Annotated in this window: 11 protein-coding genes; 5 read left to right on the top strand and 6 right to left on the bottom strand. The window is 41.8% G+C overall.

The features are described 5' to 3' along the window. Positions 1-82 precede the first annotated feature (82 nt). The 4 genes from JXL83_01490 to JXL83_01475 form a co-directional block, all read right to left on the bottom strand. Positions 83-961, bottom strand: a complete 879-nt coding sequence (locus JXL83_01490; protein MBN2362788.1) for an ankyrin repeat domain-containing protein — start codon at positions 959-961, stop codon at positions 83-85. A 29-nt stretch (positions 962-990) separates the two neighbouring features. Further along, the gene (locus JXL83_01485; protein MBN2362787.1) at positions 991-3,846 is read right to left on the bottom strand and encodes a hypothetical protein; all 2,856 of its coding nucleotides are present in this window, start codon (positions 3,844-3,846) and stop codon (positions 991-993) included. Positions 3,847-3,910: 64 nt separating this feature from the next. Continuing rightward, complete coding sequence (locus JXL83_01480) at positions 3,911-5,308, bottom strand: hypothetical protein (GenBank protein ID MBN2362786.1); 1,398 nt, start codon at positions 5,306-5,308, stop codon at positions 3,911-3,913. A 10-nt stretch (positions 5,309-5,318) separates the two neighbouring features. Next, positions 5,319-6,140 carry an undecaprenyl-diphosphate phosphatase gene (locus JXL83_01475; protein ID MBN2362785.1) on the bottom strand — a complete coding sequence of 274 codons (822 nt, stop codon included), beginning with the start codon at positions 6,138-6,140 and terminating at the stop codon, positions 5,319-5,321. Between the two features lie 224 nt (positions 6,141-6,364). On the opposite strand from JXL83_01475, the gene JXL83_01470 reads away from it, so the two are divergent. From JXL83_01470 to JXL83_01450, 5 genes are read left to right on the top strand one after another with little or no spacing between them, the layout of a single operon-like run. Next, complete coding sequence (locus JXL83_01470) at positions 6,365-7,171, top strand: DUF1460 domain-containing protein (GenBank protein ID MBN2362784.1); 807 nt, start codon at positions 6,365-6,367, stop codon at positions 7,169-7,171. Further along, complete coding sequence (locus JXL83_01465) at positions 7,155-8,387, top strand: LptF/LptG family permease (GenBank protein MBN2362783.1); 1,233 nt, start codon at positions 7,155-7,157, stop codon at positions 8,385-8,387. Before JXL83_01470 ends, JXL83_01465 begins: the two co-directional genes overlap by 17 nt. Further along, on the top strand, positions 8,384-9,490 hold the full coding sequence (locus tag JXL83_01460; GenBank protein MBN2362782.1) for an LptF/LptG family permease: 1,107 nt from the start codon (positions 8,384-8,386) through the stop codon (positions 9,488-9,490). Before JXL83_01465 ends, JXL83_01460 begins: the two co-directional genes overlap by 4 nt. After that, complete coding sequence (locus JXL83_01455) at positions 9,487-10,257, top strand: glycosyltransferase family 2 protein (protein MBN2362781.1); 771 nt, start codon at positions 9,487-9,489, stop codon at positions 10,255-10,257. Before JXL83_01460 ends, JXL83_01455 begins: the two co-directional genes overlap by 4 nt. 34 nt (positions 10,258-10,291) lie before the next feature. Continuing rightward, positions 10,292-11,200: a DUF1722 domain-containing protein gene (locus tag JXL83_01450; protein MBN2362780.1), complete on the top strand. Its 909-nt coding sequence runs from the start codon at positions 10,292-10,294 to the stop codon at positions 11,198-11,200. A gap of 4 nt (positions 11,201-11,204) precedes the next feature. Here the strand turns inward: JXL83_01450 and JXL83_01445 are convergent, their stop codons facing one another. Beyond that, positions 11,205-11,699, bottom strand: coding sequence for a DUF2085 domain-containing protein (locus tag JXL83_01445; GenBank protein ID MBN2362779.1), 495 nt, complete (start codon positions 11,697-11,699; stop codon positions 11,205-11,207). Between the two features lie 20 nt (positions 11,700-11,719). Next, complete coding sequence (pyrB, locus tag JXL83_01440; GenBank protein MBN2362778.1) at positions 11,720-12,643, bottom strand: aspartate carbamoyltransferase; 924 nt, start codon at positions 12,641-12,643, stop codon at positions 11,720-11,722. Positions 12,644-12,657 lie beyond the last annotated feature (14 nt).

The following is a 12,657-nucleotide window of genomic DNA, read 5'->3' as shown; positions in this document are numbered from 1 at the left end:
GGATTTTTTCGTCTGGTTCCAATAATTCCTTTAGATCGGAATTAATTTTCTGTTTATATTCCCATGCGTTCATTTTAATCATTCACCATATAAACATTGATTCGACTTCTGTCCCTGAAACATCGGCTCCTTTTCTGACTTTTCCGTCGAGCCACCAATCTCCCTCGCTGAGAACAAAAGTGACGTTTTCTTCCTCAACTATTATAACCGGTTCGCCATTGTCTCCCCATTCAGGTATAATTTCTCCATATATTTCAGAAATTTCACAATAAGTCGATCCGATACCCAGATTTTGTCTGGTTCTGAATTTACCGCTGTTGATTTCTATTTTATAAAATCCGTCGATTGAAATATCATAAACAAATTCAATAGAAGAATTAAGCTCCGCGTCTACAACTACTATATAAATTAATTCTTCTACACCTTCGTTGTTTATAATAAAACTGTCTAAAACGGCTGAATCATATATATTTACGAGATCAAAAAAATTATTTCGAGTCATTTCCAATCTGAAAGTGCCGACTCGCCCTTTATCAATCACGTACAGTTCTCCATGATCTACGCCAGCGGCGATAAGTGATTCAATGATATCAGCGTTTCCCTTTTCTATTGCCGTTTGAAGCGGAGAAATGCCCGTTTTATCGTCACATTGATTAGGATCAGCGCCTTTTGACAACAGAAAATTCACTGTTTCCCTGTTCTCCTTATTGACAGCATTTAGAAGAGGCGTCAATCCTTCACCGTTACGTCTGTTAATATCAGCGCCGGCCAATAGTAGGCTTTCGGCTATAACATAGTCGTCCGATTCCAGAGCCTTGCATAAAGATGTATATCCTTCAGAATTCAGAGAATTGACGTCTTCGAATCCGTTCTCGGAGAGAAATGTATCCACTACAGACCTGTGATTAACGCAAGAAAACGAAAAAACGACAATTGACAATATCAAAAATACTTGTTTCACGACTTCTCCTCAGTTATAAATCCGAACTATCAGTCAATTTTTTCTATTTTTACAGTTTTTTCCCCTTCAGGTCCTGAAATTCTGCAGAACAAGACTCCCGGCGGTAAATTTTTTGATTCAAGTGGAATTGTATATCTTCCCTGAATTAGAAAACCGCGAAAAACTTGCGTAACCATTCGACCCGATAAATCGAAAATTTCAAGAGTTACGTCACCAGGTTCAGTCAGTTCGAAATTTAGAGCGTTGGCTCCGGAAAAAACAGTTTTTTCAGATCTGAAAATGAATTGCGGGGGCGTCTCTTCGTTAATTTCTACTTCTACACTCAAAGAATTTATGAGAATGACTTTTATCGCCCAACAAATATTTATTCCGTACCCCGACATGTAACTCCAATTAGTTCCCGTTCTAAAATTATCAGTTTGTGTTGGTATGCATTGAGCCAGATAACTCGCATAAAACGGAATTTCTCCATTTCCGTGCGTAAAACCGACCTCAAACCACATGTCTCCTGTGGAGTTTACCGGAATTGCCGCGGTGTCATCATAGACAACACAATTCCAACCTGTGTCACCAGTCACAGTAAATACCTTCGAATGAATTATCGGACCGGGTATAACAGGTCCAGCTCCACCATAAATATTAACAACCGCGTCATTTATAGAATTAGTGCCATTTCTGAGATAAAAATAAACTTTTTTGATTTTCCATCCATTATAAAGCATTAGTAGGTTCGAAGTATATCTGTGAGCCATTCCAAAGAAAATATTAGGCGCGGAAGCACCAAATGATCCTGTAGAATCATTTTCATCATCAAAATAAGTCAAAACAGCACAAGTATTGGCCGTGTCGATATATATCGTGTCCTGGTAATACAGTTGGTCTTTTGCATATACTGTCAAAAGAAACGGCTGATCCGTTATAGCAAGATATTCGACGGCGGCTTTTCCTGTCGAACCTGTCTTCCCTCTGAACCAGAAAAGAGTGTCGTAAGGTCTTGAGAGGCAACACACGGCGCCTGATACTGGTTGTCCCTGCGAAGTCACTAGGACGTCCAACACTCCGGACATATTATGTATCGTATCAGCATTGGTTACTGTCATAGCGACAGGCTGTTTGGAATATATCTGAGTTTCCGGATCTCCGAAAAGGTTGAACTCATTCACGCACCAGTGTTCGCAGTCGTTGAATCCCCATGTCCAATTGATAAGCTCATCTTTTGAAAGCGCGTGAGCTCTGCCTATATTTCTAATATTATTTGAAAACACTTTTTCGGCCGTTCTTATGCACATGAATTCCGAGGGCCCGAGATACGGAGGATAACCCCAGCCGAAACGCGCGTTGAACATAACAGCTATGGCTCCACCCGCCGAAGCGTTGAAAATGTATTCACCAACGCATTCTCTGCCGTCAAACCATCCAGGTTCGCAAGCCATGGAAGAAATGACAAACAGACTGTCTCCGTTTGTGAGATTCTGCATTGAGTTGTTGTCGATTATATTCGGCCAGCTTTGATAATAATACCACGATATCGAGTTAGATGAACCGTGAGCGGCAATGTAAGACCAATGGAAACCCTTGCTCAACGAATCCGAAAAACCGGCAGGATATGAAAGCGTGTCGCTCTGGTACATTTTTCTTTTAATCCAAGCGGCAGGAAGTTTGTAATTAGCAATAGAATCACAGGAAGAACTGCCGTAATAACTCCAGGGCGGGCTGACGTTGAACCATAATCCGGCTCCTGCAAATAGTGCTTTGGTTATGAAACCTGAAGGTGGAGATTGTTCGTAATCAAGTACTTTTGAGACCCAGTTCTGAACTTCTGATGTGCTGTTCAAAGGCAATCTGCCAACGTATACGTCTGAATAGAAATCACAGCTGTCTAAAATGTACTGACCGAAAATGTTGTTGTTGTTTGCGTCCCAGTCACTCGAATACGGAACGACGTCAGAAAAATATAGATCTGATGGAAGATCGTAAGTGTAACCAGAACAGCTCACTCTTACCAATCTCGCCCCTAGATTGTCGTAATCTCCCGCCAGAACGAGATATATCATGCCTCTGTTCTGGTGACAGTCCTTGACAAAATTTCTTATGCTCTCCATCAGGTCGTACGCAGGATAATTTGACAAAACCCACGCGGTGGTGACAACTTTAGCGCCCACTCCTTTCGTTATTTTCCATCTTATAAGAGGTTCAAAAGCGGCGGAAAGACCAGTCGGGCATACTATAACGTATTCGTACTCTGAAAACGCTGATTTTTTTGTGAAAGGAGAAAATCTTTCTACGTCTGAAGGATTTTCAACCATCGAAATCACGTCTTGTCTGAACACTTCGAGTTGATTTTCCGTCAGGAAAACGGCTTCCTGAAGACCTTCTTCGTAAAATACATCGATTTCAGCGCTTATCAGCAACTGTAACTGACCGGAGACAGGATTGTATCTGAAAGGAGTCACTCCGAAATTGGCGAGAGCGAAGCCCGATTTGTTGCCGGTTCTGAAATGAGTGATTTGATTTTCCGGGTAAAAAGCGTCAATTGAGTAAATTTCTGTATTGGGAGCGGTAAAAGACTGTTGGCCCATCACAGGAACAGGTCTTTGTGCTGGAAAAATGTTGTAATTTCCAAGATCCTGCCATTTTTCGTTCTTTATAATAACTTTCGTAACAATTGACGTCGGCGGCATCAACACAGTTTTGGATACACCCGGAAGATCAGGATTCCCGGGTATTGAAGAAGTGGAACCGCCAGTCAAACGGATGAGATCATATTGACCGACTTTTTCAACGTAAAAATCGCTACTTTGAAAGTTGATCGAAATATTTATAACTCCAGCAAACACATACGACGCAAATAAAAAACTTATAAATACAAGCGTCATCTTTTTCATCGTTCGCCTCCTGAATTATTATATAATTTGTAGCTACAGAGCATATAATTTTGTAAAAAAATTATCATTCATCGTAATAAGAATCAATGTACGGAATCATCAATGGTTTTAATAGCTTTTTTTCGTCCAATGAGTAAAAATTAGCATAGCCAGTGTCATTATATTCTGTTCCTGAAAATCTGAATACAAATTTTGACGAATTATAGTCTGTTTCTATCAATCTTGCAAATGAAAAAATGGGGGCTTTGAATATAGGTGCTCCCTTCAATTGGGGATTGTCGTAAAAATCAACACCCCTGGGATCAATTACATAAAATCCATCAGGTCTAAAAGGCCCTAAAACCACGTAAATATATGATATGCACCATGGTATGCCAACAACAGACAAAGACTCAGCGCTGTTATCAGAGGCCATTCCGTATAGCTCCGCACCTACATCACCTATGTCCAAATAATAGGATTGAAACCTAAAATTTGATGGAGTAGGCTCTAAATCACTGAAATTCCATACTATTGCTCCACAATAATTTTTATTGAAATAGGGTCTGGAATCAGAAGTCCTGAAGAAGAAATTATCGTAAACTCCTTTCAAGGGTTCCGCAAAATACTCGTTTTCGTAAACCTCCGGAAGAGGAAGAAGGGATCCGCAATAATATTTTAGGGCTGATTCAGATTCCTCATCCTCAAATACAACTGAAATTTTGCCCTGACCTATTGAATTGGCCCATGAAGAACCAGTGAAAAGAGGGTAACTCAATCTGAACACTTTATCGTTGTAATCCGATGTCAGGGTGTAAGACTGGGAAAATTCCACAAGTCTCGGCCTGTTTCTCATAAAATCAACTTTCCAACACGCGAGAACTGAGACAGGCTCCATTATGGGATAAGATCTGTCTTCCGGGAAAAAAATCTCTTTGTAATATATTATTTCACCTTCTTCCGGTTCATTTTCGTTTAAAACTTTTATCGCGTCGGAAAAATCTTCCCAGGACATGTCCTTTTTTAACGAATTGTCGTAAAATGAGCAGAAAACAATTTCTATGGTCGCTTCCAAACCGTCTATTTTTACAGAAAAATCCATTTTTTGCCCGTTGTCGTCACTGCTATCCATTTCAATGAAATCGTAATAAATCGGATAAAAAGGAGTCCGAATACTCAAAGGGAACGCCATCATGACTTCCGAATTTGTTTCTATATCGTTAAAGACAAAAAGGCATTTCAGTTCAGCCGAATAAATACCCGTGTCTTCGCTTATGACAATGAGGACGTCTTCGTACGACATCTCCACTGAGACGGAATCCTCTTTGAAAATGACTGGAGACGGTCCCGATGAAACGGATCCCAGATAACCCGCATCAGAATAAATAAATGAATTTGAAAGACCGGACACAATCAAAAAAATAAAACCGCCCTTCAATTCGGCTAAAAACTTTTTTTCTTTATTTTTCGAGACAAAAAACAAGTTCACCCCCTTAGAGGTTTAACTCAAACAGTCCCGTAACAATCATTGAGATGAGCAGGACTCCCAGTATTATCCTGTAAAGAGCAAAATATTTCAATGAGGTTTTTTTCAGGACGGCCATGAAGGTCTTTATCGAGGCGGCGGCGACGACGAAAGATGTTATAAATCCTGCCGCAAGCAAAATGCCGTTATCACCTCTGAAAATGGCTTCTCTCGATTTGAAAGCGTCGTATAAAAAAGCTCCGGTCATCACAGGGACAGCGGCTATGAAAGAATATTCGGCTGAAGTCTTAACGTCCAATCCGCGAATCAGTCCGCCTGAGATCGTGCTTGCCGATCTCGACATGCCCGGAAAAAGAGCAAGCACCTGAAACAATCCTATTACCAAAGCGTCTCTATAGGATATAGAATCAATTCCATCTTTGCCTTTACGGCAATATTTTTCGGCAACTGCCATCATGATGCCCCCGGCTATCAGAGCAAACGAAACCGTCAGGGGATTGAAAAGATATTGTTTTACAGCCGAATGCAACAAAGTGCCTGCAACAACAGCGGGAAGCGAAGTCCAAAAAAGAGATATGATCGCCTTTTTGCCGTAGAATCCTTGTTTCGAAAAATTGAAAACTCCAATGAATCTATCTTTGTATAGCATGACAACGGATAAAATAGCGCCGAACTGTATTATCACTTCAAAAGCCTGTGCAAACTCTCTGTCCCTGAAAGGCATGAAAGCCTCGGCAATTATAAGATGCCCAGTAGAAGACACAGGTACAAACTCCGTCAGACCTTCAATAATTCCCAGAATAAAAGATTTTATCAATTCGACTGTCATTAGTATAAATTATCAGATCAGTAAATATTTATAAACATTATTTTTCCTTGTTTTTGATAAAATATATTGACTGAATTTTCTGTTTTTTCTTTAAAACCATCATTTAAGTTGATGAATGTATGAATTAGATATAACATATCTTTTTATAATCGAGAGGTGACGATGGAATTTTACTGTATGTTCGAAAATATTGTTTTTTATCCGAAAATAACAGACGAAGGTTCATGTCCGAAGTCCTGATATTCTGCTCGATAATGGCGATAATTACACCTGAATCAGTAGAAAACATAGTCCAGGACGTTAATTCAAAGAACCTGACGTCCGGACAGCGTATCGCACATTATTCGGAACTTTTTCTCGGGATAGAATACTATCTCGGTCCTCTCGGCGAAGGAGAAAACGGTTTTCCGGACGACGACCCTCTGTACGATTTTTCCAAAGTGGATTGCGTGACTTTCTGCGAACAGGTGCTTGCTCTTTCATTGACAGAATACGGTTTCAGCGATTTTCTAGAAATTTTAAACCACATAAGATACAGAGAAGGAATAATTTCATTCGAGACGAGAAACCATTATTCATACATCGACTGGCTGCCGGCCAACTCCTGGATATGCAAAGACGTAACGGGTTGTTTTCATGCAACTTGTTCGATATCAAAGACAATTGACAGATACGCTTTCCTCACGGAACACGGGTTCTCTCCCTCCGAATCCTTCCCGGCAAACGATGCGGAAATCATTTACATTGACAAGTCTTTTCTTGCAGAATTACCCGGCTTCCTCGAGGACGGAGACCTGATAATGATAGTCTCCGGAAAGCCTGGAATTGACATAGCTCATTGGGGCTTTTACATTAAAGAACCGGGTGTTTTCAGGCACGCCTCGATGAGCCGTAAATCAGTGACCGATCTTCCGTGGTCTTCTTTCACATCTTACATGAGGTCTAAAGTTGATTTTATCGGCGTTACAATCGTCAGAGTCGTTGAACATCCCTTCATCTACTGGCGGGTGGTATATGATTCTTCCTTTTGACGTCTATGTCCTGAGACAACACGCTGTCCCATTCATTCTCTCGTTTTTTGTCTACACTTTCGTTCTGATAATGAACCGACTGTTCGAACTCGTAGATCTTATTTTCGGAAAAGGACTCGATCCGGCGACGGTCGGGTTGATATTTCTTTACAGTCTGCCATTCATTATAGCCATTACTGCGCCCATGGCTTTTTTGACTTCCGTCCTGGCGGTTTTCGGAAGAATGTCCGAAGATTTCGAGATCATTTCAATGAAAGCCCTGGGCATCAATCCTTTGAGACTTCTGCCCCCCTTAAGTCTTTTTGCAGCCGTTTTTGTCGTTGCGATGGTGTATTTCAACAATCACATACTTCCTGTCACAAATCACAGAGTTAAAATCCTTTTACTCGAGGTCGGAGAAAAAAGACCTGTTGCCGAACTGGCTCCGAGGAGTTTCATATCGAATTTTCCTGGTTACCTGCTTTATGCAAGAGCCATAGACAAATCCTCCCATCCGGCTAAACTTGAAGACGTGCTTCTGTACAGTAAAATCGACGACGCAGTGGGCAACACGGAATTCATAATTTCCAGAGAAGCGTTTATTTCGATAGACAGGGACTGGAACCTCGTCACATTTACGATGACCGACGGCCAAAGGCATATACTGGGTCAGGAAGGGGCGTATTGGAGCATGGATTTCGACACGCAGATGATAAATATCTTTCTGCCTCCCGAAGCGAGACCCGACACTTCTTACAGAGGCGACAGGGAGATGTCCGCTCAAGAAATGGCTGAAAGGATAAGGACATGGAACCGGGAACTCGACTCGCTGAGAAATTACAAGGATTCCGCCGTTGCCGCCTCTTTGATTCCGCCCGATGAAATATTACTGTCTTCCGCCGACATTCAGATTCAGACAATAGAAAGCGAGATAGACAGGTACTCGGTTGAAATTCACAAAAAATATTCTCTTCCCTTCGCCGCTTTCACGTTTATATTCCTCGGAGTGCCTTTGGGTATACTGACGCGCAAGGGAGGCATGGGAGCAGCTTTTGGGATCGCAATACTAATTACAACCGTATACTACATCTTCATAGTCGGCGGTGAAACCCTCTCAGACAGAGGATTTCTAAACTCACTAGTGGCGATGTGGTCCGCCAACATTTTTTTTCTAGTTCTCGGTTTATGGCTTTATTGCGGATTTTTCTTCGACTCCATACATTTCTGGAAAAGATGAAGATTATAGACGGCTACATATTTTCAAAATACATTAAATTCGTTCTCATGGGAGGTTTCGGTTTTATCTTAATTTATATCACTGTCGACCTGATAGATCACATACACGTTTTTCTCGACAGAAGCGTTCCTCTTATAATAATTTTTAAATATTACTACTATCAAATACCGTCCCTGTTGGTTCTGCTTACACCGGTCGCTGTTCTTCTTTCCTGTTTTTTCACACTCGGCAAGCTTTCGAAGAATTTTGAAATAATAGCGATGCAGGCCGTCGGAATAAGTTCCTACAGAATAATGCTTCCCGTTATCATATCAGCTTTCTTCATTTTTCTCGTTCTTTTTTATTTGAACGAATTTTTCGTGCCTCAATACGCCCGAAAATTCATTTACACGAAAGAAGTGGAAATATACAGATCTCAACCGCCGTGGTTCACTCAGACCAGTGATTATTCTTTCAGAGGCAGAGAAGACGATTACTATTTCGCGAAAACTTTCGATCCGGGAAACAGATACATGGAAAGACCTACGGTTATTTTTATTGACGGCAGTTGGAAAGTGAGAAAAAAGATAGATTCCGAAAAAGCCCTGTGGACGGGCGAAAAATGGGTTTTCTACAATTGCTGGGTAAGAGTTTTCGATCCGGAAAAATCCGTCGGAGAATCCGGTTACGAAAGATGCTTTTTCTCAGCCGAGACTTCATTTAACTCGATAGCACCGCTTGAGGAAATGATAGTGAGACAGATAAGACAGGACGAGATGTCAATCAGGGAGCTCAGAGAGTATCTTTCCAAAGCCCAATCTTCGGGTGCAAGACCTGAGATAATCAGGAAAATCATTGTAGACATGCACAAGAGAGCTTCCTATCCGGCCGCCGCTTTTGTCATATCTCTTTTGGGGGCGCCTCTGGCTCTTGACAGACGCAGATCCAGCATAGGAGTCGGCTTCGGTCTAAGCCTTCTGATATCATTCGTTTACTGGGGTCTGCTTCAGATAGGAATCTCAATGGGTTATGCGGGCGCGCTCGATCCTTTTATAGCTTCATGGGGTACTAATATATCCTTTACTGTGTTCGGAATATGGATGTTTTTGAAAATAAGAAGATGAACCTGCTTTCGATATCCATAGTCCATTATGGTGACGGCAAACACACATCAAACCTGCTCGAAAAGCTCTTTTCAGATACAGATCTTCCTGAAAACACCGAAATCCTGCTTGTAAAAAACTCACCTCTCGATATTTGTCTCCCCTCGAATGTCATATCAATCGAACCGGGTAAAAACCTCGGTTTCGGCGAAGGACACAACGCGGCTTTCAGAAATTCAAACGGATCGCTCTTCATGGTCCTGAATCCTGACGTTTTGCCCGGAAAAAATTCGGTGGTCTCGCTCGTCAAATTTATGGCTGAAAATCCTCACGCGGGAATAGCCGCACCGAAACTTGTTCTTCCTAACGGTGAAAGGCAATTTTCAGCGAGAAAATTTTTCAACATTTTTGACGTCATCTTTTCCAGAGCCCCTGTTAAGAACAAAGAGTCAAGGACTTTTTATGCCAGACACCTGATGAGAGACATCAATCTTAAAAAACCAGAGAAAGTAGACTGGGCCGCAGGAGCTTGCCTTTTGATAAGACGGAGTTTGGCCGAAAAAAGAGGCTTCATTTTCGACCCCAGGTATTTTATATATTTCGAAGACGTAGATCTGTGCCTTTACTGCAAAAGATCCGGAATGCATGTCTTTTATGTTCCCGGAAGCGAAATGTTTCATGTTCACAAAAAGGAAAGCAAAAATATTTTCTCCCGCGCGGCTCTATATCACGCTTCGAGCACTTTAAAGTTTGTAACTAAACACTGGGGACTCCCCCAAAACTCCTGACATGCTGAAAAATTTTACAAAACCCAAAGTCGTTTTGAGCAGATGCGTCGAATTCGATTCCTGCCGCTGGAACGGAGCAATGATATCCAGTCCCGTCGTCAGAAAGTTCATCGGCTTTTTCGATTTTATAACGGTCTGCCCCGAATACGAAATTGGGCTGGGAGTTCCAAGGAAGCCGGTCAGGCTGATCCTGAAAAATGGAACAACGACGATGATTCAGCGCGGAACGGGAGCAGATCTGACAAAAATAATGCGGAACTATTCGGACGGATTTCTATATTCTCTAAAAGACGTCGACGGATTCATTCTCAAAGACAGATCGCCTTCGTGCGGAATAAAAGACGTAAAAATCTATGCCTGCGCCGAAGATACACAGCCGCTGAGTTTGAAAGGTTCGGGTCTTTTTGGGGAAAAGTCGAGAGAATTATACGGACACCTCGCCATCGAAACCGAAGGCAGGCTCAATGACAATGGAATAAGAGATCTTTTCCTCACCAAACTTTATGCTCTGGCTGAATTCAGGGTAATCTCACAAAAGCCTTCAATAAAAGGTCTGGTCGATTATCACTCCGACAACAAGTATCTATTCATGAGTTACAATCAGTCCGCTTTAAAATGTCTTGGAAAAATAGTATCAAATCCCTTTAAAGAACCGGTTATATCGGTTTTTGACAAATACGTAAAAATCCTGCCCAAGGTTTTTTCACGGCAATGCAGGAAAGGATCTGTCGTCAACGTCCTATTGCACGGATTCGGATATTTTTCAAAAAAACTATCAAAAAGAGAAAGAGATTATTTTCTCGGAATTTTAGACAAGTATTCGAATGACCTGACAACATTAAGCGAATGCAGATCGGTGTTGATGTCCTGGATAATCAGGTTTGACGAGAACTATCTGGCGCGCCAGACTTTTTTTTCACCTTATCCTGAAACAATTTATTAGAATTTCAGTCACAGTACGTTTCGATAACATTTTCCGCTATTGAAAACAGGAAAATACTTATTCCCGTCGAAAACAGCATGCCCGTACTGTACTGTAATATCCAGGATGAAGAGATAAATCCGAGCAGTTCAGCGATCCATTCCAGAAATATAAATACGGAGAAAACAGTTATTAACGCAAGATGTACCGGCCATATCCCCGGATCAAGATATCTTCTTAATAAAGGGTAAAAAACTGCACCGGTAAAAAAAAATCCGAGATCAATACCCGTACATCTGAAGCACACAGCGGCCGGCTGTCCGAAATAATGAGGGCATCGTTCAGGAAGACCGTGACAAAGGACTTTATAGAAAATCCTGATTTTCAGTGAACCAGCTTGTAATCCGCATGAATCCAAAAAAGCCGGAACAACTCCCAGAAGCCAAACCAGGAGAAATAATGTGCTGAAACTCAAAGCCCACAGAGGGTATTTCTTCCTGTCCGCTTCGAAGAATTTCATCCGGCCTTTTCGTTTTCGAATCAGCCAATCAGACACATTTTTAAAAGAGCCATTCTGACGAAGAGGCCATTCTGAACCTGTTTGAAATACAACGACCTCGGATTAGAATCCACTTCAGATGATATTTCGTCAACTCTCGGAAGAGGGTGTAGAAGGATCGAATCCTTTTTCATAGCATTTACAATTTCATTATCTACTATAAATTTTCCTTTTGCTTTTTCGTAATCGTCCGGCCTGTCGAGGAGCCTTTCCCTCTGAATTCTAGTCATGTATATGACATCGACTTTGGAAGCGACATCCTTCAGGTTTTCCGATTCTTCCCAGCTCACGGCATGTCTGTCGAGATACTCTTTGATGTCGTCCCTCATTTTAAGACATTCGGGAGAAACGAATACTATTTTCACCCCCTCGTATTTGGCCAGGAGATAAGACAGTGACCTCACTGTTCTTCCGTTTTCGAGATCACCCACAAGAGCGACGCTAAGATTTTCGATACGAGAAAAATTCTGTTTGATTGTATACATGTCAAGCAAAGATTGAGTCGGATGCTGGCCGGATCCGTCTCCGGCGTTAATTACAGGCACTGTCGCGACCTCTATGGCGGCTTTGGCCGCGCCGCTCTCGTAATGCCTCAGAACAATCAAATCCGAATAAGACTGAAGCGTCCTTATCGTGTCGTGCAGGCTCTCTCCTTTGGCCGCGGAAGAGAATTCCCGGGCGTTTTCAGTCGACACTATTTCGCCTCCGAGCCTAAGCATGGCCGATTCAAAACTGAGCCTGGTTCTCGTACTCGGTTCATAGAAAACTGTTGCCATAATGTTATGTTTCAATATGTCGCTTCCGCCTGAAAACGCTATCCTCTCCATCTCTTCAGATTCCCTGAATATTTCTTCGAGCATTTCTTTGTTGAACTGTTGAGACTCTATTACATGTTTTATTTTCATGCCGCCCTCCAATA

The organism is candidate division WOR-3 bacterium (assembly GCA_016934535.1).
Taxonomy (GTDB): Bacteria; SDB-A; SDB-A; order SDB-A; family SDB-A; genus JAFGIG01.
Note: the sequence above shows the minus strand (reverse complement) of the source record. Positions and strands in the feature narration are given on the sequence as shown.

Excerpts from the sequence above, each read along its gene's own strand:
- JXL83_01485 (MBN2362787.1), bottom strand. The coding sequence starts at position 3,846 with ATGAAAAAGATGACGCTTGTATTTATAAGTTTTTTATTTGCGTCGTAT.
- JXL83_01475 (MBN2362785.1), bottom strand. The coding sequence starts at position 6,140 with ATGACAGTCGAATTGATAAAATCTTTTATTCTGGGAATTATTGAAGGT.
- JXL83_01470 (MBN2362784.1), top strand. The coding sequence starts at position 6,365 with ATGTCCGAAGTCCTGATATTCTGCTCGATAATGGCGATAATTACACCT.
- JXL83_01465 (MBN2362783.1), top strand. The coding sequence starts at position 7,155 with ATGATTCTTCCTTTTGACGTCTATGTCCTGAGACAACACGCTGTCCCA.
- JXL83_01460 (MBN2362782.1), top strand. The coding sequence starts at position 8,384 with ATGAAGATTATAGACGGCTACATATTTTCAAAATACATTAAATTCGTT.
- JXL83_01455 (MBN2362781.1), top strand. The coding sequence starts at position 9,487 with ATGAACCTGCTTTCGATATCCATAGTCCATTATGGTGACGGCAAACAC.
- JXL83_01445 (MBN2362779.1), bottom strand. The coding sequence starts at position 11,699 with ATGAAATTCTTCGAAGCGGACAGGAAGAAATACCCTCTGTGGGCTTTG.
- pyrB (MBN2362778.1), bottom strand. The coding sequence starts at position 12,643 with ATGAAAATAAAACATGTAATAGAGTCTCAACAGTTCAACAAAGAAATG.